The 21,261-nt window shown below is 58.0% G+C and carries 21 protein-coding genes; 13 read left to right on the top strand and 8 right to left on the bottom strand.

The features are described from left to right. Position 1: 1 nt before the first annotated feature. Positions 2 to 1,003 (bottom strand): LLM class flavin-dependent oxidoreductase, encoded by a 1,002-nt coding sequence (locus ACQ4OB_RS12305; RefSeq protein ID WP_102615813.1) that lies wholly within the window; start codon positions 1,001 to 1,003, stop codon positions 2 to 4. A 242-nt stretch (positions 1,004 to 1,245) separates the two neighbouring features. Between ACQ4OB_RS12305 and ACQ4OB_RS12300 the strand changes: the two genes are divergently transcribed. Both ACQ4OB_RS12300 and ACQ4OB_RS12295 read left to right on the top strand, forming a co-directional pair. Beyond that, positions 1,246 to 1,677, top strand: a complete 432-nt coding sequence (locus tag ACQ4OB_RS12300) for an OsmC family protein (RefSeq protein ID WP_008152515.1) — start codon at positions 1,246 to 1,248, stop codon at positions 1,675 to 1,677. A 156-nt stretch (positions 1,678 to 1,833) separates the two neighbouring features. Further along, entirely contained in the window at positions 1,834 to 2,067 is a 234-nt protein-coding gene (locus ACQ4OB_RS12295; protein ID WP_074872359.1) for a DUF1161 domain-containing protein, read from the top strand. 6 nt (positions 2,068 to 2,073) lie between these two features. On the opposite strand, the gene ACQ4OB_RS12290 is transcribed toward ACQ4OB_RS12295, so the two are convergent. Both ACQ4OB_RS12290 and ACQ4OB_RS12285 read right to left on the bottom strand, forming a co-directional pair. Next, positions 2,074 to 2,496 carry a hypothetical protein gene (locus ACQ4OB_RS12290; RefSeq protein ID WP_074872356.1) on the bottom strand — a complete coding sequence of 141 codons (423 nt, stop codon included), beginning with the start codon at positions 2,494 to 2,496 and terminating at the stop codon, positions 2,074 to 2,076. A gap of 40 nt (positions 2,497 to 2,536) precedes the next feature. Then, on the bottom strand, positions 2,537 to 2,959 hold the full coding sequence (locus tag ACQ4OB_RS12285) for a hypothetical protein (protein ID WP_074872354.1): 423 nt from the start codon (positions 2,957 to 2,959) through the stop codon (positions 2,537 to 2,539). A gap of 59 nt (positions 2,960 to 3,018) precedes the next feature. On the opposite strand from ACQ4OB_RS12285, the gene ACQ4OB_RS12280 reads away from it, so the two are divergent. Next, positions 3,019 to 4,095, top strand: a complete 1,077-nt coding sequence (locus ACQ4OB_RS12280) for an aminopeptidase (RefSeq protein ID WP_430955754.1) — start codon at positions 3,019 to 3,021, stop codon at positions 4,093 to 4,095. A gap of 124 nt (positions 4,096 to 4,219) precedes the next feature. Here ACQ4OB_RS12280 and ACQ4OB_RS12275 read toward each other — a convergent pair whose 3' ends face one another. Both ACQ4OB_RS12275 and ACQ4OB_RS12270 read right to left on the bottom strand, forming a co-directional pair. Next, positions 4,220 to 4,870, bottom strand: a complete 651-nt coding sequence (locus ACQ4OB_RS12275) for an HAD family hydrolase (RefSeq protein ID WP_074872351.1) — start codon at positions 4,868 to 4,870, stop codon at positions 4,220 to 4,222. Positions 4,871 to 4,896: 26 nt separating this feature from the next. Then, positions 4,897 to 5,442 carry a gamma carbonic anhydrase family protein gene (locus ACQ4OB_RS12270; RefSeq protein ID WP_102615810.1) on the bottom strand — a complete coding sequence of 182 codons (546 nt, stop codon included), beginning with the start codon at positions 5,440 to 5,442 and terminating at the stop codon, positions 4,897 to 4,899. A 62-nt stretch (positions 5,443 to 5,504) separates the two neighbouring features. On the opposite strand from ACQ4OB_RS12270, the gene prlC reads away from it, so the two are divergent. From prlC to ACQ4OB_RS12255, 3 genes are all read left to right on the top strand, one after another. Next, on the top strand, positions 5,505 to 7,583 hold the full coding sequence (prlC, locus tag ACQ4OB_RS12265; RefSeq protein WP_162842848.1) for an oligopeptidase A: 2,079 nt from the start codon (positions 5,505 to 5,507) through the stop codon (positions 7,581 to 7,583). Then, positions 7,580 to 7,867, top strand: coding sequence for a YheV family putative zinc ribbon protein (locus ACQ4OB_RS12260; protein ID WP_074872347.1), 288 nt, complete (start codon positions 7,580 to 7,582; stop codon positions 7,865 to 7,867). Before prlC ends, ACQ4OB_RS12260 begins: the two co-directional genes overlap by 4 nt. Positions 7,868 to 7,981: 114 nt before the next feature. Continuing rightward, positions 7,982 to 10,057: a M3 family metallopeptidase gene (locus tag ACQ4OB_RS12255; RefSeq protein ID WP_074872346.1), complete on the top strand. Its 2,076-nt coding sequence runs from the start codon at positions 7,982 to 7,984 to the stop codon at positions 10,055 to 10,057. On the opposite strand, the gene ACQ4OB_RS12250 is transcribed toward ACQ4OB_RS12255, so the two are convergent. Further along, positions 10,035 to 10,679, bottom strand: a complete 645-nt coding sequence (locus tag ACQ4OB_RS12250; RefSeq protein ID WP_102615808.1) for a tyrosine-protein phosphatase — start codon at positions 10,677 to 10,679, stop codon at positions 10,035 to 10,037. The two genes, ACQ4OB_RS12255 and ACQ4OB_RS12250, sit on opposite strands and share 23 nt — an antisense overlap. Positions 10,680 to 10,956: 277 nt before the next feature. Here ACQ4OB_RS12250 and ACQ4OB_RS12245 point away from each other — a divergent pair, with 277 nt between their 5' ends. Genes ACQ4OB_RS12245 through ACQ4OB_RS12235 form a run of 3 tightly spaced genes read left to right on the top strand, consistent with a single transcriptional unit; the run spans position 10,957 to position 14,798 of the window. Next, positions 10,957 to 11,697, top strand: a complete 741-nt coding sequence (locus ACQ4OB_RS12245) for a gluconate 2-dehydrogenase subunit 3 family protein (RefSeq protein ID WP_074872343.1) — start codon at positions 10,957 to 10,959, stop codon at positions 11,695 to 11,697. Between the two features lie 2 nt (positions 11,698 to 11,699). After that, the gene (locus ACQ4OB_RS12240) at positions 11,700 to 13,484 is read left to right on the top strand and encodes a GMC family oxidoreductase (RefSeq protein ID WP_430955753.1); all 1,785 of its coding nucleotides are present in this window, start codon (positions 11,700 to 11,702) and stop codon (positions 13,482 to 13,484) included. 12 nt (positions 13,485 to 13,496) lie between these two features. Next, positions 13,497 to 14,798 (top strand): c-type cytochrome, encoded by a 1,302-nt coding sequence (locus tag ACQ4OB_RS12235; RefSeq protein WP_430955752.1) that lies wholly within the window; start codon positions 13,497 to 13,499, stop codon positions 14,796 to 14,798. Positions 14,799 to 14,864: 66 nt separating this feature from the next. On the opposite strand, the gene ACQ4OB_RS12230 is transcribed toward ACQ4OB_RS12235, so the two are convergent. Further along, positions 14,865 to 15,170 carry a hypothetical protein gene (locus tag ACQ4OB_RS12230; protein WP_074872337.1) on the bottom strand — a complete coding sequence of 102 codons (306 nt, stop codon included), beginning with the start codon at positions 15,168 to 15,170 and terminating at the stop codon, positions 14,865 to 14,867. A 197-nt stretch (positions 15,171 to 15,367) separates the two neighbouring features. Here ACQ4OB_RS12230 and ACQ4OB_RS12225 point away from each other — a divergent pair, with 197 nt between their 5' ends. From ACQ4OB_RS12225 to ACQ4OB_RS12215, 3 genes are all read left to right on the top strand, one after another. Then, a complete protein-coding gene (locus ACQ4OB_RS12225; protein WP_074872335.1) occupies positions 15,368 to 16,426 on the top strand; it encodes a PA0069 family radical SAM protein in 1,059 nt (352 codons plus the stop codon). Positions 16,427 to 16,669: 243 nt separating this feature from the next. Beyond that, positions 16,670 to 17,401: a carbonic anhydrase gene (locus tag ACQ4OB_RS12220; RefSeq protein ID WP_033059830.1), complete on the top strand. Its 732-nt coding sequence runs from the start codon at positions 16,670 to 16,672 to the stop codon at positions 17,399 to 17,401. Between the two features lie 90 nt (positions 17,402 to 17,491). Further along, positions 17,492 to 19,021, top strand: a complete 1,530-nt coding sequence (locus tag ACQ4OB_RS12215; RefSeq protein WP_074872333.1) for a SulP family inorganic anion transporter — start codon at positions 17,492 to 17,494, stop codon at positions 19,019 to 19,021. Between the two features lie 44 nt (positions 19,022 to 19,065). On the opposite strand, the gene ACQ4OB_RS12210 is transcribed toward ACQ4OB_RS12215, so the two are convergent. Next, entirely contained in the window at positions 19,066 to 19,716 is a 651-nt protein-coding gene (locus ACQ4OB_RS12210; protein WP_008152480.1) for a hypothetical protein, read from the bottom strand. 371 nt (positions 19,717 to 20,087) lie between these two features. On the opposite strand from ACQ4OB_RS12210, the gene coxB reads away from it, so the two are divergent. Next, a complete protein-coding gene (gene coxB / locus ACQ4OB_RS12205) occupies positions 20,088 to 21,215 on the top strand; it encodes a cytochrome c oxidase subunit II (protein ID WP_074872331.1) in 1,128 nt (375 codons plus the stop codon). Positions 21,216 to 21,261 lie beyond the last annotated feature (46 nt).

Below are 21,261 nucleotides of genomic sequence, written 5' to 3'. Positions count from 1 at the left end.
GTCAGCCCTTCATGACCTGCGCCAGCAGCTCATAGGAATGCACGCGATCGGCATGTTCGTACAAGTCGCAGGTAAAAATCAGCTCGTCCGCCTGGGTCTGCTCGATCAGCACGTCCAGTTTGGCGCGGATTTTCTGCGGACTGCCAACCATCGCCAGACCAAGGAAATCGCCGACGGCTTCTTTTTCATGAGGCAGCCACAGGCCGTCCATGGTTTTTACCGGCGGACGTTGCACCAGGCTCTGGCCACGCATCAACGCCAGGATGCGCTGATAGACCGAGGTCGCCAGATAATCGGCCTGCTCGTCGGTATCGGCCGCCACCAACGGCACACCGAGCATCACGTAGGGCTTATCCAATACCGCTGAAGGCTTGAAGTGATTGCGATAGACGCGAATGGCCTCATGCATGAAACGCGGTGCGAAATGTGAAGCGAAGGCGTAGGGCAAACCGCGTTCACCTGCCAGTTGTGCACTGAACAGGCTGGAGCCCAACAGCCAGACCGGGACATTGGTGCCGGTGCCTGGCATTGCGATAATCCGTTGGTCCGGGGTGCGCGGGCCGAGGTAGCGCATCAGCTCCGCCACGTCTTCCGGAAACTCGTCGGCGCTGCCAGAGCGTTCACGACGCAAGGCGCGAGCGGTCATCTGGTCGGAACCGGGAGCACGGCCCAGACCCAGGTCGATCCGGCCCGGGTACAGGCTTTCGAGCGTGCCGAACTGCTCGGCGATCACCAGCGGCGCGTGGTTTGGCAGCATCACACCGCCCGAGCCAACTCGAATGGTCGAAGTGCCGCCGGCCAGGTAGCCAAGCAGTACCGAAGTCGCCGAACTGGCAATGCCGTCCATGTTGTGGTGTTCGGCAACCCAGAAACGGTTGTAACCGAACTTTTCGACGTGCTGCGCCAGGTCCAGGGAATTGCGCAGCGACTGGGCCGCGCTGCCGTTCTCCCGCACGGGCACCAGATCGAGGGTGGAAAACTTGATATCGGACAGTCGTTTCATAAGCCTGCTTCTCCAATTGGGGGGCGCAGGTTTTTTCTTACAAACGAAAACCTGCCGAATCTATAAGCGTGATTCATGCAATGAGGGCATATACCCGAGTTTCAATGGCAGAGCCAAAATTCCTACGAAATAAGAGGAACAATCAGATCAGGTGAACTTTGCACCACGGTCTATCCTCAGAACCCTAGCAACCGAAAACCACGAAGGCGCGACGCTCGCGCCGGAATCTTGAGGAGGCATTCATGGCTATCACAAAGAAAGCATCAGCTCATTGGGAAGGTGATCTGAAAACCGGCATCGGCTCGATTTCCACGGAAACCGGTGTTCTCAGAGAAGCGCCCTACGGCTTCAAGGCGCGCTTCGAAGGCGGCAAGGGGACCAATCCGGAAGAGCTGATCGGCGCAGCGCATGCGGGCTGTTTCTCCATGGCATTTTCGATGATTCTCGGCGATGCCGGTCTCAAGGCTGACAGCATCGATACCAATGCCGAAGTCACTCTGGACCAGGTGGACGGCGGATTCGCGATCACGGCGGTGAAACTGATCCTCAAGGCGAAGATTCCTGGGGCGACCCAGGCGCAATTTGAGGAACTGAGCAATAAAGCCAAAGAAGGCTGCCCGGTTTCCAAAGTTCTGAATGCAAAAATCAGTCTGGATGCAACGTTGGTCAGCTGATAGCGGGTTATCGCAATCCCCGATAAAAAGATCGCAGCCTCGGCGGGCTGCGATCTTTTTTGCCCTTAAACAAACAGGGCTGGCGAAATTGTGGTCGAATAAATGGCAGCAGCTAACGCGCATTACTCTGCGCGCTGCCTCAAAGGAGCTTCAACCATGAAACGTTTTGCCTTGGCGATTATCTGTTGCGCGCTGGCCACATCGGCCCTGGCGGCAACGAAATCCTGTGAAGAACTCAAGGCCGAGATCGAAGCCAAGATCCAGGCCAATAACGTCTCGTCCTACACGCTGGAAATCGTCACCAACGACGAAGTACACGATCAGAACATGGTCGTCGGTTCATGCGAAGGCGGCACGAAGAAAATCATCTACCAGAAGAACGACCGCTGATTCTCCTCACATGAGGCAATAGGACTCTCGATCTTGCGCGACGATTTCACGCTTGGCGTTGTACAACCGGGCGCCAGGGGTGAACGCTATCGAACGGCCTTCGAGCACATAACGCTGGCCGGCTTCGAAATGATCGTAGTTGATGGTCAGGTAGCACAAGCGTTCCGAGGGGCCGTTCATCATGCCCAGGCCACCACCACCGGGCACTTCAAAGTCGAATCGAACAGTCAGCTCATGGCTACCGGGGGTGACCTGGAAAAAACGCCCGTCGGTCAACCGCTGATTGTCCAGGCGTTCGGCCATCAGCAATTTATCGTTGGGGAATGGTGTAGAAAACTCGACCCAGGCCATCTGCGGATTAACCGCTGGCAACGGGCTCTGACAGCCTGCAACGATGATTGCAGCAAGCAATAGCGGTAACCTGCGCATGATGATTTTCTCAAGGACCAGTCCTTTAGAATAGCGCCGATCAGGTGCGCTGGCAGCCTGCCGGTACACCTTGGCCAATCACTTTTCGCTGCTGATCATAAAGTTTTGCCCATGGCCGAAAGCCGATATTTCCTGCTTTGAGCTGATACCGCTCGCCGGCGTTGAAGTCGTTGAATTTCACGTTTAGCTGGCAGTCACGCCATAGCGGCTCGGCGTCTGGACCGATATTGGTGGGTGCGACCGGGAATTGATAACGAACCGTCAACTCATGGCTACCCGGCTGAACCTCGAAATAGCGTTTGTCGATGGCGGCCTTGTCATCGACTTCCAGCGCTTGCAGCGCGGTGTCTTCCTGCTTCGAATCCAGGTCGATCCACGCTTGAGACGGATCATGGGGGGGTAATCCGAATCCAGCACAACCTGCCAGCATCAACAGGGTTCCTGTCAGCATCAACGTGCGCATAGCGGAGCTCCAGTCAGGCGGGATAGTCTTGCGGGCAGACTCTCCAGGGATGATTCATTTTGATCAGGCCGCTTCCAAGCCTTGGGTTACTTGATCGCGTTTTACGCATTTTGTTTCCGGGCGTGCTGTTTTTGTTTCTCAACGGTTGCGCCGGCGTCAGCTATTACGGCCAATTGGCCAGTGGTCAGCTGCAATTGCTGCGGGCGCGTGAGCCGGTTTCCAAAGTGATTGCCGATCCCGGTCGCGATCCGCTATTGCGTGCGCACCTGACTCAATCGCAAAGGGCCCGCACGTTCGCCAGCCAACAGCTGCGGCTGCCGGATAACCAGAGTTACCGTTTGTACGCCGACATTGGCCGGCCGTTCGTAGTCTGGAACGTGTTTGCCACGCCGGAATTTTCCCTGACCCCACAGAACCATTGCTTCCCGATCGCCGGTTGCGTTGCCTATCGCGGTTATTACAGTCAGAGCGCGGCCCGCGGTGAGGCTGCGTTGCAACGTTTGCAAGGTATGGACGTGTCGATCGGTGGCGTCGAGGCTTATTCGACGCTCGGCTGGTTCAATGATCCGATTATCAGTTCGATGATGGCCTGGGGTGACGAACGATTGGCCACGCTGATCTTCCATGAGCTGGCGCATCAACGTTTTTATGTGAAGGACGACACGGAGTTCAATGAGTCTTTCGCCACCTTCGTCGAACAGGAAGGCACCCGCCAATGGCGTGCATTCCGCGGCCTGGCACCGGACAGCGGCGCGAAGGTGCAACAACGCAACCAGTTCGTTCAATTGGTTCTGGATACCCGCTCGCGACTCGAACGGCTATACACCCTGCCCCTGCCCGCCGACCAGATGCGTCAGCGCAAAGCCGACGAGTTCGAACGCTTGCGGGATGAATACCGGCAGCTGCGCGACAGCCAATGGGCTGGGGACAAACGCTATGACGCGTGGATCAATGCACCGATGAACAATGCCCGTCTGTTGCCATTTGGGCTGTACGACCAATGGGTGGCGGCGTTTGCGGCTCTGTTCAGACAGGTGGGCGGGGATTGGGTGAAGTTTTATGCAGCAGTCGAGCAGCTTGGTGCGTTGCCGGTCGGGGAGCGCAAGGCGGCGTTGAAGGCTTTGGCGGGATCATAAAATTTCAGTGGCTGAACGGGCGCCTTCGCGGGCAAGCCCGCTCCCACAGGATCCGTGTCGTATACGAAAAATGTGGACGACACGGATCCTGTGGGAGCGTGGCTTGCCCGCGAAAGCAATTTCATTAGCGCCGCAAAAACGCCTGGTGCATCTCCTCCAGCGTCTCGAAGTGCCAGGTCGGGGCTTCTGCGCTCAACTCTTCCCGGCTGCCAAAGCCATAACCCACCGCCGCGGCATCCAGCCCGTTACTGCGCGCCCCGATCAGGTCGTGTTTACGATCACCGATCATCAGGGTGCTGGCCGGGTCCAGGCCTTGTTCGGCCATCAAGTGGGCGATCAGCTCGACTTTGTTGGTCCGGGTACCATCCAGTTCGCTGCCATAGATCACTTTGAAGTGCTTGGCAAAGTCGAAGTGCCGGGCAATTTCCCGGGCAAAAATCCACGGTTTGGACGTCGCGATGTACAGCTGTCGCCCTTGCCCGCCGAGGGTTTGCAACAGGGGAGTGACGCCGTCGAATACGCGGTTCTCGTACAGGCCGGTGACCTTGAAGCGTTCGCGATAGAAGTTCACCGCTTCCCAGGCCTTGGGCTCGTCGAAGTCGTAGAACTGCATGAACGCCTGCAACAACGGCGGACCGATGAAGTGTTCAAGTTTGCTCAGGTCGGGCTCATCGATCCCCAGTTTGCTCAAGGCGTACTGGATCGAACGGGTGATGCCCTCGCGTGGATCGGTCAGGGTGCCATCGAGGTCGAACAATACGGTTTGGTAATGCATGTTGAATCCTGAATAAGGGCGCAGGGTCAGAGCTGGTCGTAGCCTTCAGCCAAGTGCAAATTCTTGAGCTTCACGTAGTTCGCTGCGCTGTAGGTGAAAAAGGCTTTTTCCTTGTCAGTCAGTGGCCGAATCTGCTTCACCGGGCTGCCCACATAAAGGAAGCCGCTTTCCAGGCGTTTGCCCGGTGGCACCAGGCTGCCAGCACCGATGATCACATCGTCCTCGACCACCGCACCGTCCATGACGATGCTGCCCATGCCGATCAGAATCCGATTGCCCACGGTGCAGCCGTGGAGCATGACTTTATGCGCGATGGTCACATCGTCGCCAATCAGCAACGGAAAGCCATCGGGATTGAACGGCCCGGCGTGGGTGATGTGCAGCACACAGCCGTCCTGCACGCTGGTGCGCGCGCCGATACGGATGCGGTGCATGTCGCCACGGATCACCGTCAGCGGCCAGACCGAGCTGTCTTCGCCGATTTCAACGTCGCCGATCACCACCGCCGAACCGTCGACAAAGGCGCCTTTGCCCAGTAGCGGCGTGTGGTTCTGATACTTGCGAAGGGTCACGATAGGCTCTCTCTCTTTTGCTGATAGCTGCGGTGAGCGTCGATTGTAATTAAGATGGCGCAATGTTTCTTCCAGCCAAGGTGCCAACCGTGAGCGTGAACAACCCTCTTTTGCAGTCCTACGACCTGCCGCCGTTCTCGGCGATCCGTGCCGAACACGTGCAACCGGCTATTGAACAGATCCTGGCTGACAACCGCGCCGCCATTACCGAGATCCTCAAAACCCAAGGCAAACAACCGACCTGGGCCGGCCTGGTGCTGGCGATGGACGAGCTGAACGATCGACTGGGCGCCGCCTGGAGCCCGGTCAGTCACCTGAACGCCGTGTGCAATAGCGCCGAATTGCGCGAAGCCTATGAGTCCTGTCTGCCGGCCTTGAGTGCCTACTCCACCGAATTGGGCCAGAACCGCGAGTTGTTCGAGGCATTCGAAGCGCTGGCCAACAGCCCTGAAGCGGCCGGTTTCGAGGTGGCGCAGAAAACTATCCTGGAACACTCCCTGCGTGACTTCCGTCTGTCGGGTATCGACCTGCCGGAAGCCGAACAAAAGCGTTACGCCGAAGTGCAGAGCAAATTGTCGGAGCTGGGCAGCCGTTTCTCCAACCAGCTGCTCGACGCCACTCAGGCCTGGACCAAGCACGTCACCGATGAAGCCGCCCTCGCCGGCCTGACCGATTCGGCCAAGGCGCAAATGGCCGCGGCGGCACAGGCCAAAGGCCTGGAAGGCTTCCTGATCACCCTGGAATTCCCGAGCTACTACGCGGTGATGACCTACGCCCAGGACCGCACCCTGCGCGAAGAAGTCTACGCCGCCTACTGCACCCGTGCGTCGGACCAAGGCCCGAATGCCGGTCAGAACGATAACGGCCCGGTCATGGAAGAAATCCTCGACCTGCGTCAGGAATTGGCGAAGCTGCTCGGTTTCGCCAGCTTCTCGGAGCTGAGCCTGGCCACCAAAATGGCCGAATCCAGCGATCAGGTGCTGAGTTTCCTGCGCGATCTGGCCAAGCGGAGCAAGCCGTTCGCCGCCCTGGATCTGGAACAGCTCAAGGCGTACGCCGCCGAACAAGGCTGCCCGGATCTGCAAAGCTGGGACAGCGGTTTCTACGGTGAAAAGCTTCGCGAGCAGCGCTACAGCGTTGCCCAGGAAGCCCTTCGCGCTTACTTCCCGATCGATAAAGTGCTGGGCGGTCTGTTCGCTATCGTTCAGCGCCTGTACGGCATCGAAATCGCCGAACTGAAAGGCTTCGACACCTGGCACCCGGATGTTCGCCTGTTTGAAATCAAGGAAAACGGCCAGCACGTCGGCCGCTTCTTCTTCGACCTCTACGCCCGCGCCAACAAGCGCGGCGGTGCCTGGATGGACGGCGCCCGTGACCGTCGCCGCACGATCAGCGGCGTACTGCAAAGTCCGGTGGCGAACCTGGTGTGCAACTTCACCCCGGCCGACAGCGGCAAGCCAGCGCTGTTGACCCACGATGAAGTGACCACCCTGTTCCACGAATTCGGTCACGGCTTGCATCACTTGTTGACCCGCGTTGAACACGCCGGCGTATCCGGCATCAACGGCGTGGCCTGGGATGCGGTCGAGCTGCCAAGCCAGTTCATGGAGAACTGGTGCTGGGAGCCTGAAGGTCTGGCGCTGATCTCCGGTCACTATGAAACCGGCGAACCGCTGCCTCAGGACCTGCTGGAGAAAATGCTCGCCGCGAAGAACTTCCAGTCCGGTCTGATGATGGTCCGCCAACTGGAGTTCTCGCTGTTCGACTTCGACCTGCACGCCACCCACGGTGATGGCCGTAGCGTGGCGCAGGTACTTGAAGGCGTACGCGACGAGGTCTCGGTCATGCGTCCGCCGGCCTACAACCGTTTCCCCAACAGCTTCGCCCACATTTTCGCCGGCGGTTATGCGGCGGGCTACTACAGCTACAAATGGGCTGAAGTGTTGTCGGCCGATGCCTTCTCGAAATTCGAAGAAGAAGGCGTACTCAACGCCGAAACCGGCCGCGCCTTCCGCGAAGCGATCCTGGCGCGCGGTGGCTCCCAGGAACCGATGGTGCTGTTCGTCGACTTCCGCGGACGTCCGCCGTCGATTGACGCACTCTTGCGCCACAGCGGCCTGAGTGAGGTCGCGGCAGCATGAGCGAGGGTCCTGTGATCACGAAAAAACGCTTTATCGCCGGGGCAGTCTGCCCGGCCTGCAGCGAGCCGGACAAGTTGATGATGTGGAACGAAGACGCAGTCCCGCACCGTGAGTGCGTGGCCTGCGGTTATTCCGACACGCTGAATGAACAAGGCCTGTCCGTGCCCAAGGAGTTGGGCACGCGGGTCAACACTTCGGCGCTGAAGGTCCCGGACGCCAAGGTTCAGGCCGTGCAGTTTTTCCCCAATCCGAAGCTGAAGAAAAAACCTGACGAGCAACACTGAGTCACCGCCACCTTCCACTTCAGAACGGAGTGGAAGGTGGTATCTATCTACCACCTTTGCCCTGCGCTTCCTTTATAGGCTGACCACATTCAGCCTCTACTCAAGGAAGACGCCATGCCCGACACCAATCCGCTTTTGCAGGCCTGGGACCTGCCGCCCTGGTCGCAGATCCGCACCGAACACCTCGTGCCGGCAATCACAACGATCATCACCGACAACCGACAGGTCATTGCCGAAACCATCATCAGCCAATCCGTACTTCCCAATTGGGATGATCTGGTTCTGGCCATCGATGAAGTCGATGCACGGCTGAGCGAGGCTTTGGACATCATCCAGACCCTGGCGATGACGAAACACGACGATACCGCCTGGAACACGGCAGTTGCTGCATGCAATGACGCCGGAGCGAAGTACCAATCCGAAAAAATGAGCAATCGCGCGTTGTTTGAGGCATACCAGCGGTTGGCGAACAGTTCGATCGCCCTCAACTTCGATGAGCCACGCAAGGCCGCGCTGGCCAAGATTCTGCGCAAATTTCAATTGGCGGGAATCGAATTGCCCCGGGCGCAACGGGAAAAGCTGGCCCGGTTGAACCTCGACATTAATCGACTCGAAGAGCTGTTTCTCATCCATCTGAAAAGTGCCAACGCTGCCTGGACCAAGCACGTCGATGACGTTGCGGTTCTGGAAGGTTTATACCCCACCGTAAAAAATCGCCTGAAACACCTGGCCAAAGAAGCAGGACATGAAGGCTGGCTGATTCCCCTGGATGAAAACACCTGCCAGCAAATCATGATGTACGCCGAAAATCGGGCATTGCGAGAAGAATATTTCGTGGCGTATTCCACGCGCGCGTCCGATCAAGGCCCGAATACCGACGAGTTCGATAATGATCCTGTACTGACGCTGATGCTTTCGCTGCGCCACCAGAAAGCCGAACTGCTTGGTTTCGACAATTTCGCGCAACTGCGTCTGGCCACCGCAGCGGCTGAGTCCACCGATCAGGTTCAGCGTTTTCTGCGTCGGCAAGTTACGTTGAACACACCGTCACTTGCACAGGATTCAAAGGAGCTACAAGCGTTTGCGCTCGAACGGGGCATTTCGGAAGTACAGGCCTGGGACCACGAATTTCTCGCTGAAAAACTGCGCCACCATCGTTTCCCTCAAGCCCTGGAGAATCTGCGCGACTATTTTCCCCTGGACGGCACCTTGCGACGACTCTGCCTGTTCTGCGAACGCCTGTTCGGGATCCGGATTCTCGAGCAGGCTGAATTCAGTCGCTGGCATAACGATGTGCGACTGTTTGAGATCAGCGAGCATGGCCAAACCCTCGGGCATATTTATCTTGACCCGTACCACCGCAAGGAAGCCCCGGATTACGCCTGGACCGGCACGCTGCGAAACCGACGAAGAAACGCCGAAGGCCGCGTAGCACTACCGATTGCCGATCTTCACTGCAACTTCACACCAGGGGTCGACGGCCATCCGTGCCTGCTTGAGCACAAGGATCTGCGGGTGCTTTTTCATGAGTTCGGTCATTGTCTGCAGCATGTGCTGACGAGTTCGCCGCATCACAACCTCTCCGGCATTTTCCAACTGGGGCGCGACAGTGCGGAATTTGCAGGGCAAGTATTCGAGCAATGGTGCCTGTCACGGGAGTTTCTGTTATGGCTGGGTGCCCACCACCAAAGCGCTGAACGCTTGACCGAGGCACGGGTAGACGCGGCATTGTCAGCCCTCGAAACCCAGACCAGCCGACAAACCGCACTCTTGCTGTTGGGCGCAATGTTCGATTTCGAAGTGCATCGCAGCCAAGGCGATGGTCGTAGCATCCAGCAAGTATTCGAAGAGGTTCAGCGGGAGCTTCCCCACGTGCAACTGCCGTCTTATTGTCGGTTCGCAAACAGCTTCGATTATCTGGTGACCGGTTACGCCGCCTCCGTTTACGCCTACCAGTGGTCACACGTATTGGCTATCGAAGCCTTCAAGCGATTCCAACAGGATTGGGTTTTCAATGCGCAAACAGGGCGAGCCTTTCGCGAAGCGTTTTTTTCTTCGGGCGATTCGCGTTCTTTGCTGACCGCTCTGGAAGCGTTTCTTGAACGGCCGATTGCCGAAGATCTGTTCGCGCTTTCGTCAGAGGCCGTTACCCCGCTGAGGCAACGATTTACTCGACATGGGCTGATTTGAACCAGTTCTTCATCGAACAACTGGCGAACGGACTGGTGCTGCAATCGCCGTTGGCCAACGCGGTGCGGAGCTTGTCGACATCGGCTTGCATCATGTAACGGACGCTGTCCTTGAAATGAGTGCTGTCACCAAAGCCGCCCTGGGTCATTTCGTTCAGGGCGTCTTCCTTGCTCCAGCCTTGCAACACGACCCGGTACATCGCCGCCATCAAGCCCGTGCGGTCCGAGCCATGTTTGCAGTGCATCAGCACCGGCCCCTTGGCTTCAGCGGTCTGGATCGTTCGAAGGGCATTGAGTACATCCGCGTCATCCACATGGTTGGTGCGGTAGGGCAGCTGTATTTGTGCGATTCCTGGCGTCGTTAACCAGCTTGAATCCGACTCGGGCAAGAACGAGATAACCGTCCCGACCTTGAGTTTTTCCAGTAACGGCACAGCGCCCCTGTCTGGCAATGCACTGCGATAGAGCGTCGGGGACATTTTGAAAAGGTTGTACTGCACCTCGACCGATTGAGCCCATTCCTCAGGTCGGGGTAATGCACTGTCGTCGGCAAGGGCCAGCGGCAGGTTTAAAAGTGCGGCCAGCGACAGGCAGATCGCCTGGGTACAACGCAGTAGAGACATGCTCGGGGTGACCGTTCAGGAATCGGGAAGATGACACTGAGCTTCAACTCCCAGCGGTCAAAGGCCTGTGACTCCTCTGTCAAAGAATCGTGAATCAGCCGATCGCTTTCGTTGCAAAACCGAGGTTTTTCAGCTGAATCGGTTCATCTTGATGCTTAGCCTGCTACCATTTGTTTCTCAATATTACCGATGCGGGGCGATCTTCATCGGTGCCAAAACGAAAAGTCGTCCTGCGAGACGGCTGAAAAACCGCTACTGCCTGATGAGGTGCCACCCTATGTCCGATCAAGATCGAGACAACCCGCGGCGTGAGTTTTTGCGCAAATCCCTGACCTTGATCCCGGTGGTCACCGTTGCCAGCAGCGGTCTGGGCAGCGCAGTCCTGATGGCCGCGCCCGAAGCAGCCCCGGCCGGTTCCGTCAAAGCGCCGGTCAGCACCAGCACCTATGAACCCAGCTACTTCACCGCCGAAGAATGGGCGTTCATCAACGCCGCTGTCGCCCAATTGATTCCGAGCGATGCCCAAGGGCCAGGCGCTCTGGAAGCCGGTGTGCCTGAATACATCGACCGCCAGATGAACACGCCTTACGCGGCCGGCGCGTTGTGGTTCATGCAGGGACCGTTCAACGCAGACGCCGCTCCGGAAATGGGCTGGCAGAGCAAATTGGTGCCCAAAGAGATTTATCGCCTGGGCATCGCCGCGACGGATGCGTGGTCGAAAACGCTCAACGGTAAAGTATTTGCTGAGCAAGACAGCGCTACCCGAGACGATTTGCTCAAGCAACTCGAAGTCGGAAAACCGCAGTTCGACAGTGTCCCCGCGAAGATTTTCTTCAACCTGCTGCTGCAAAACACCAAAGAAGGGTTCTTCTGCGACCCGATTCACGGCGGCAATAAAGGCATGGTCGGCTGGACCATGATCGGCTTCCCCGGCGCCCGCGCCGATTTCATGGATTGGGTGGACCGCAACGAGCAATACCCCTTCCCGGCAGTTTCAATTCGCGGCGAGAGGGCGTGAGCATGGCAACGGTAATGAAGAAGGTCGACGCAGTGATCGTCGGTTTTGGCTGGACGGGCGCAATCATGGCCAAGGAGCTGACAGAAGCCGGCCTGAATGTGCTGGCGCTGGAGCGCGGGCCGATGCAGGACACTTACCCCGATGGCAACTATCCACAGGTGATCGACGAACTCACCTACAGCGTGCGGAAAAAACTCTTCCAGGACATTTCCAAAGAGACCGTGACCATTCGCCACAGCGTGAATGACATCGCGCTGCCGAACCGCCAACTGGGCGCCTTCCTGCCCGGCAACGGTGTCGGCGGCGCCGGTTTGCACTGGTCCGGCGTGCACTTTCGGGTCGACCCGATCGAGTTGCGCATGCGTAGCCACTACGAAGAACGCTACGGCAAAAGCTTCATTCCCAAGGACATGACCATCCAGGACTTCGGCGTCAGCTATGAAGAGCTGGAACCGTTTTTCGATTACGCCGAGAAGGTTTTCGGCACGTCGGGACAGGCCTGGACGGTGAAGGGTCAGATGGTTGGCGAAGGCAAGGGTGGCAACCCGTACGCGCCGGATCGCTCCGATCATTTCCCGCTGGAATCGCAGAAGAACACTGTTTCCGCACAGCTGTTTCAGAAAGCGGCCACCGCAGTGGGTTACAAACCCTACAACCTGCCGTCGGCCAATACGTCAGGCCCCTACACCAACCCCTACGGCGCACAAATGGGCCCGTGCAACTTCTGCGGCTTTTGCAGTGGTTATGTCTGCTACATGTATTCCAAGGCATCGCCGAACGTAAACATTCTGCCGGCGCTAAAGCCGCTGCCCAATTTCGAGCTGCGGCCCAACTCCCATGTACTGCGGGTCAATCTCGACAGCACCAAGCGCAAGGCAACAGGCGTCACCTACATCGACGGCCAGGGCCGGGAAATCGAGCAGCCGGCAGACCTGGTGATCCTCGGTGCCTTCCAGTTTCACAATGTTCGGCTGATGCTGCTTTCGGGTATCGGCAAGCCGTATGACCCAATCAGCGGCGAAGGCGTGGTCGGCAAGAACTTCGCCTACCAGAACATGGCCACCATCAAGGCCTACTTCGACAAAGACACCCACACCAACAACTTTATTGGTGCCGGCGGTAACGGCGTGGCGGTGGACGACTTCAACGCCGACAACTTTGATCATGGCCCCCATGGTTTCGTCGGCGGCTCACCGATGTGGGTCAACCAGGCCGGCAGCCGACCGATCGCTGGCACATCCAACCCACCGGGCACCCCGGCCTGGGGCAGTGCCTGGAAACGTGCCACCGCCGATTACTACACCCATCAAGTGTCGATGGATGCCCACGGCGCGCATCAATCCTACCGTGGCAATTACCTCGATCTGGACCCGGTGTACCGCGATGCCTACGGCTTGCCACTGTTGCGGATGACCTTCGACTGGCAGGAAAACGACATCAAGATGAACCGCTTCATGGTCGAGAAAATGGGCAAGATCGCCGAAGCGATGAGCCCCAAGGCCATCGCCGTGCTGGGCAAGAAGGTTGGCGATCACTTCAACACCGCGTCTTACCAGACCACCCACCTCAACGGTGGCGCGATCATGGGCACCGATCCGAAAACCAGCGCCCTGAACCGTTACTTGCAGAGCTGGGACGTACACAACGTTTTCGTCCCCGGAGCGTCAGCTTTCCCACAAGGTCTGGGCTACAACCCTACCGGCCTGGTGGCCGCGTTGACCTACTGGTCGGCCCGGGCGATCCGCGAGCAGTACCTGAAAAACCCCGGCCCGCTGGTTCAGGCTTAAGGAGCGATGACCATGAAAGCATTTGTTATCGCGACCCTGGCACTGTTCGGTTGTGGCTTCCTCAACGCCGCAGAAATCGATCAAAACCTGATCAAACAAGGCGAGTATCTCGCCCGCGCAGGTGACTGCGTGGCCTGCCATACCGCCAAGGACGGCAAGCCGTTCGCCGGTGGTTTGCCGATGGAAACGCCGATCGGGACAATCTACTCCACCAATATCACGCCGGACAAAACCGGCCTGGGTGACTACAGCCTTGAGGATTTCGACAAGGCCGTGCGCCATGGCGTCGCCAAAAACGGTAGTACGTTGTACCCGGCGATGCCGTATCCGTCCTACGCCAGCGTCACCGAAACCGACATGAACGCCTTGTACGCCTACTTCATGCATGGCGTGGCGCCTGTCGCTCAGGCGAACAAGGCCAGCGACATTCCCTGGCCTTTGGGCATGCGCTGGCCGCTTGCGGGTTGGCGCTGGATGTTCGCCCCGGCTGTGGCGGACTACAAAGCGCCACCCGGCGAAGATGCCGTGGTCAGTCGTGGGGCGTATCTGGTGGAAGGTCTCGGACATTGCGGCGCGTGCCATACGCCGCGTGCCCTGACCATGCAGGAAAAATCCCTGAATGCAGGCGAAGGCAGCGCATTTCTGTCAGGCAGTGCGCCATTGGAAGGCTGGATCGCGAAAAGTCTGCGCGGTGATCACAAAGACGGCCTCGGCAGCTGGAGCGAAGAACAATTGGTGCAGTTCCTCAAGACCGGCCGCAGTGATCGCAGCGCCGTGTTTGGCGGCATGAGTGATGTGGTGACACACAGCATGCAGTACATGACCGACAACGATCTGACCGCGATTGCCCGTTACCTCAAGTCCCTGCCGGCGAATGATCCCAATGATCAGCCGCACCAGTACGACAAACAGGTGGCACAGGCGCTGTGGAACGGGGACGACAGCAAGCCCGGCGCTTCGGTGTACATCGACAACTGCGCGGCCTGTCACCGTACCGATGGCCATGGCTACACTAAAGTGTTCCCGGCGCTGGCAGGCAACCCGGTGTTGCAGTCGCAGGATCCGACGTCGCTGATTCACATCGTACTCAAGGGCGGCACGCTGCCGGCGACTCACACGGCACCTTCGACCTTTACCATGCCCGGTTTCGCCTGGCGCTTGTCGGATCAGGAAGTAGCGGATGTGGTGAGTTTCATTGCCACTAGTTGGGGAAACAAAGGGGGCCCTGTTAAAGCCAGTGATGTAATGGCGGTAAGGGAAGACTATTTGAGAACAACTTCAAGTGATGACAAGGGCGAAACGACGACTCATTAAATAAAAAAGCGGTATGGGAAATTCCATACCGCTTTTTTTAGATTTCAGTTACAACCTCAATCGCGATTAAGGTTTGACGATCTTCGAATAGGCACTCGCCAAGGCCAGCAGAACAGCCTTGTCTTGTGCGTCGATGTCACCATCGCCGTCCACATCAGCAGGGGCGGTACCCATGGTGAAAGTCACGCCGCCGTCGTTCGATACGGCCTCGCGGGTGCTCGAGTCCAGCAGAGCGTAAGTGACAGCACGGTTTTCCGGATCGTAACCCTCTTCCTTTAGTGCAAACTGCATGGAAACCCGAACTTCTTTTGGACTAACAGTAGAGGCTCGCATCAGTTGCAAAAAAATACCGCGCTGATTGTAATTCGACATTGATTAATTCCATTTAATAGTTGGTCACGACAACTTCGTGCGAGGTGATATTACTAATAGCTCTTAAAATTATTCCAGTCGTTATATGTATCTCATAGTGACGAACGTTTAATACAAAGAACCAGGCGCCGAACGGCACTGGCCGAATCTGCCGAGCCCCTATACTGTATGAACATACAGCCAAAGGACCCTTGTCGATGTCTACTCCCGTGCCACCTCGCGGCCGCGGCACCGCCACCAACCCGCACAACCGTTTCGCGCCGAATCGCTCGGTGGCCGAGGATGACGGCTGGTATCAGGAAGCGCCGATCACCCAGGGCACCGAGGTGCGCATCGAAACGGCGAAAACCATCATCACGCGCAACAACTCGCCGGACTTGCCCTTCGATCGCTCGATCAATCCCTATCGCGGCTGCGAGCACGGTTGCATCTATTGCTACGCACGGCCCAGCCACGCTTATTGGGACATGTCGCCAGGGCTGGATTTCGAAACCAAACTGATCGCCAAGACCAACGCCGCCGATGTACTGGAAGAACAACTGTCCAAGCGCGGCTATCAATGTGCGCCGATCAATCTGGGCTCCAATACGGATCCTTATCAACCGATCGAACGCGAACACAAAATCACCCGAAAAACCCTCGAAGTGCTGCTGCGCTATCGCCATCCCGTGACCATCATCACCAAGGGCTCGCTGATTCTTCGGGATCTGGACCTGCTGGCCGAACTCGCCGAGCAGAGGCTGGTAGCAGTGATGATCAGCCTCACTACCCTGGACGATGAGCTCAAACGTATCCTCGAACCGCGCGCCGCGGCACCCAAGGCTCGGTTGCGGGCGATCCGCGTGATGCGTGAAGCGGGAATTCAGGTGGGCGTTCTGTGCTCGCCGATGATTCCGATGATCAACGACAGTGAACTCGAAAGCCTGCTCACCGAAGCTCATGCCGCCGGGGCGCAAAGTGCGGCCTACATGATGCTGCGCTTGCCGCTGGAGGTTGCACCGCTGTTCGAAGAATGGCTGGCGGCCCACTATCCTCAGCGTGCCGCGCATGTGTTGAGCCTGATTCGCCAAAGCCGTGGCGGCGAGCTCTACGACAGTCGCTTCGGTGCCCGGATGCGTGGCGAAGGGCCGTTTGCCGATCTGCTGGCGCAGCGCTTTGCCAAAACCATCAAACGCCTGGGACTCAATCGTCGGGAAGGTTTTAATCTGGACTGCGAAGCCTTCTGTCCGCCCGGTCGCCAGATGTCGTTGATTTGAGGACAATTGGCCTATGGTTGAGTAGGGTGAAATGCACTTTGCCACTACGCCAGTCACGTTTTTTGTGAGCTGTAACACACGTTCTAGAGCGTTTTATTCAGTTTGAGTTAAGTTTCGACCGCTACCTTGTTCATCGAGTGACTGATGGGTCGAGGCTCTCGACCTGGATGTTTTTTAAACAGCCACTGGCTTCACACCGGACAAAACGGGAAAATTCCCTGACTCCGCCAAAGAGGATGAATCATGAGTGACAAGGATAAACAGCCGTTGGCTGCGTCGGCTTCAGCCCAACCGGAGGCGGAAACCGCCGATGCAGCGCTGCAGCATATCGTTGACGGCTTTTTGCATTTTCATCACGAAGTTTTTCCACAGCAGGAAGAACTCTTCAAAAAACTCGCCACGGCCCAGAGCCCCAGAGCGATGTTCATCGCCTGCGCCGATTCGCGCATCGTTCCCGAGCTGATCACCCAAAGCGCCCCCGGCGATCTGTTCGTCACCCGTAACGTCGGCAACGTTGTGCCGCCTTATGGGCAAATGAATGGCGGTGTATCCACGGCAATCGAATACGCCGTCCTGGCCCTCGGCGTGCAGCACATCATCATTTGCGGGCACTCCGACTGTGGCGCGATGCGCGCAGTGCTCAACCCGCAAAGCCTGGAAAAAATGCCGACGGTCAAAGCCTGGTTGCGTCATGCCGAAGTGGCAAAAACCATGGTCCAGGAAAACTGCCATTGCGCTGACGAAAACGAAAGCATGCACGTCCTCACCGAGGAGAATGTGATCGCCCAGCTGCAGCATTTGCGCACGCACCCGTCGGTAGCCTCGCGCATGGCCAATGGTCAGTTGTTTATCCATGGCTGGATCTACAACATCGAAACCAGCGAAATCAGAGCTTACGACGCGGACAAGGGTTGTTTCCTGCCGCTCGATGGCAGCCATCCGATTCCGGTGGCGACGCCTAAAGCGCGCTTCTAAATCTTCCTAAATCATTGTGTGGTTTAGCCGAGGCTGCCGATCAGGCAGCCTGGCTTCGCCATGCCTGAAGAAAACTTCGGGAGAGTCACCATGCGTGCTGCTCAACTTAAAGCTGTTCTGCCACGGGAGCTGCTAGCGTCCGTGGTTGTGTTTCTCGTCGCCCTGCCCTTGTGCATGGGCATCGCCATCGCCTCGGGGCTGCCGCCATCCAAAGGCTTGATCACCGGCATCATCGGTGGCCTGGTGGTGGGCTGGCTTGCCGGTTCGCCACTGCAAGTCAGCGGCCCGGCGGCCGGCTTGGCGGTTCTGGTGTTCGAACTGGTGCGCCAGCATGGTATCGCCATGCTCGGGCCGATCCTGTTACTGGCGGGTTTTCTGCAGTTGCTGGCCGGGCGCTTTAAATTGGGCTGCTGGTTCCGGGTGACGGCGCCAGCAGTGGTCTACGGCATGCTCGCCGGGATTGGTGTACTGATCGTGTTGTCACAGGTGCATGTGATGCTCGACGCCGTGCCCAAGCCTTCGGGGCTGGACAACCTGGCAGCCTTCCCCGCTGCCGTCGTGCAGGCCTTGCCCTCCTTCGGTTGGCAAGCCGGGTTGCTCGGACTGTCGACGATTGCGGTGATGTGGCTGTGGGAGAAATTCCGTCCCCATTCCCTGCGCTTCATTCCCGGCGCACTGCTGGGTGTAGGCCTGGCGACGGTCGCCAGCCTGATGCTCGCCTTGCAGGTCAAACGCGTGGAAGTCCCGGCCAACCTCGCAGAAGCCATCGACTGGCTGAAGCCTGCCGACTTGCTCAATCTGGCTGACCCGACCTTGCTGATCGCCGCATTTGCCGTGGCGTTTATCGCCAGCGCCGAAACCCTGCTTTCAGCCGCCGCGGTGGACCGCATGCACAGCGGCCAGCGCTCAGACTTCGACCGGGAATTGTCGGCTCAAGGCGTAGGCAACATGCTTTGCGGCCTGCTCGGCGCGCTGCCAATGACCGGCGTGATCGTACGCAGTTCGGCCAACGTCCAGGCAGGGGCCACCACGCGACTGTCGGCGATCTTCCATGGCTTGTGGCTGCTGGCTTTCGTGTTGCTGTTGTCTAGCGTGCTGCAAAGCATTCCGGTGGCGAGCCTGGCGGGCGTTCTGGTTTACACCGGTTTCAAACTGGTCGACCTCAAGGCCTTCCGCGGTCTGGGCCGTTATGGCCGGATGCCGATGTTCACCTACGCGGCAACAGCCCTGGCGATCATCTTCACCGACCTGCTGACTGGCGTGCTGATCGGCTTCGGCCTGACCCTGGCCAAACTGGCCTGGAAGGCTTCGCGGTTGAAAATCAGCCTGATCGACCTGCCCAAGGACGGCGAAATGGAATTGCGGTTGATCGGTGCAGCGACCTTTCTCAAAGTGCCGGCGCTGACCCAGGTGCTGGGAACCATTCCGGCTGGCGCGACGGTGCATGTGCCGCTCAATAACCTGAGCTACATCGATCACTCGTGCCTGGAGTTGCTGGAGGAATGGAGTCGGGCCAATGCGGCCAAGGGGTCAAAACTGTTGATTGAAGCGCGGGGGTTGAAGCGCAGGCTGGAAGGGCGATTGCGGACCACGACGGGCGTCGGCTCCGCAGCCGCTTAAAAAAAATCGCAGCCAACAGGCTGCGATTTTTTATGGGCAACGAATCAAGCCGCTGGCTGATCCAGCTCCAGGCCGACGCCCAACTGGCGCGACAGGCACGGCCAGCGCTTCCATGCAGCGCCGGTGTCGGGGCTGTTAAGTTTCTCGCGGTAGGCCTCGACGGACTCCAGCGCGAAACTGTCTTCATTGAGCATCTCGTCCACGGCGTGATGCACCGCCTCATCCAGTTGATTGGCGAACTCTTCGCCGATCAGTTGGTGGGCAATCAGGTTGGCAACCGTCATGTCCAAGGGGATCAGTGGCTGGCCAAAATGCTTGATGTACAGGTCATTGACCTCTTCGACCAGGCGGTGCGCCAGATAGGCTTCGTCCAGCAGGCTGTCCAGACCCACATGACCGGCCATGATCGCTGGCGGCTGAAGGAAGAACTGCTCGGCGATTTTCAGCACCGGTTTGATCTGTGATTCGATACCCGCTTCCCTGGCGACTTCATTGGCTGCGTCCAGCAGGTCCGGCACTTGCTCTATATACGCGGCCACAAAACGCGTCATCACGCCGTTGGCGTCGACATCCGGCAATTGGATGGCGGAGTGAAGGTGTGGCAATTGGGTTTCCAGCTGACGAGTCAGCAGGCCGGTTTCGGCTTCGTGTTGTTGGGCTTTTTGGATCTGCTCGCGCAATGCGGCGGTGTTCATGAAAACTCCAGGAAACAAAGGCAATGAAATAGGGAAGACATAACTTAGCTGGCATACGAAAAATGCTAAGACGCATTTGTCATAATTATTTCATCCTTGAGACATCAAAGTTATATCGATTTGCCACCACTCGTCTGCATCCTTCTCCATTCGTGCCCTGGAACGCAAGTCCCAGCTGTTTCAGATGATTTACGCCATCACGTTGCGAGGTGGCAGTCGCTGTCTATACTCGGGTGGGAATGGAGTTAGCTGATGACGCCCGACTGCACACGCAGCAAGGCTCGGCGATTCAAGTTCGTAGTCTGAAAAAGCCGCTCCCTTGCCGCAGGTGAAAGCCGGCGGGATAAAAAGAACTATAAGGGGAACCCGCAATGATGCGACATCCACATGTCTGGATGGGCCTCCTGTTGTGGTCGATTTTCAGTCAGGCGCAAGCGGCCTGGACTGTGAATATGGCGCCTGGAGCGACTGAAATCAGTCACGCAGTATTTGACCTGCACATGACCATTTTCTGGATCTGTGTAGTGATCGGCGTCATCGTCTTCGGCGCCATGTTCTGGTCGATGATTCTCCACCGCCGCTCGACCGGGCAGGTGGCCGCAAAATTTCATGAAAGCACCACCGTCGAAATCCTCTGGACCATCGTGCCCTTCCTGATCCTGGTGGCCATGGCGGTTCCCGCGACCGCAACCCTGATCAAGATGTACGACGCCAGTGAGCCGGATATCGATATCCAGGTCACCGGCTATCAGTGGAAGTGGCACTACAAATACCTGGGCCAGGATGTCGAGTTCTTCAGCAACCTGACCACGCCTGCCGATCAGATCAACAACAAGGAAGCCAAGAGCGAGCACTACTTGCTGGAGGTCGACAAGCCTTTGGTGCTGCCGATCGGCGCCAAGGTGCGCTTCCTGGTGACTTCCGCCGACGTTATCCACTCCTGGTGGGTGCCGGCCTTTGCAGTCAAGCGCGATGCGATTCCGGGGTTCGTCAACGAAGCCTGGACCCGTGTCGACAAACCCGGCCTCTACCGCGGTCAATGCGCCGAATTGTGCGGCAAGGACCACGGTTTCATGCCGATCGTGGTCGAGGTCAAGGAAAAGGCCGATTACGAAAAATGGCTGGCCGAACGCAAGGCTGAAGCCCTCCAACTCAAAGAGCTGACCAGCAAGGAATGGACCCTCGAGGAGCTCAAGGAGCGCGGCGACAAGGTCTATCACACCACCTGCGTCGCCTGTCACCAGGCCGAAGGTCAGGGCCTGCCGCCGATGTTCCCGGCGCTCAAGGGCTCGAAAATCGCTACCGGACCGATCAAGGATCACTTGGGCATTGTCTTCCACGGCAAGCCCGGAACCTCCATGGCGGCGTTCGGCAAGCAGCTCTCGGAAGTCGATATCGCAGCGGTCGTGACCTACGAACGTAACGCCTGGGGCAACAATAAAGGCGACATGGTCACCCCTAAAGAAGTGCTGGAGCTGAAACAGGCGGAAAGCAAATGACCCAGTCTATTGCGCACGTAAGCAACCCGTCGGGGCATCGCGCCCC

The organism is Pseudomonas sp. ES4 (assembly GCF_050586665.1).
Classification (GTDB): Bacteria; Pseudomonadota; Gammaproteobacteria; order Pseudomonadales; family Pseudomonadaceae; genus Aquipseudomonas; species Aquipseudomonas frederiksbergensis.
Note: the sequence above shows the minus strand (reverse complement) of the source record. Positions and strands in the feature narration are given on the sequence as shown.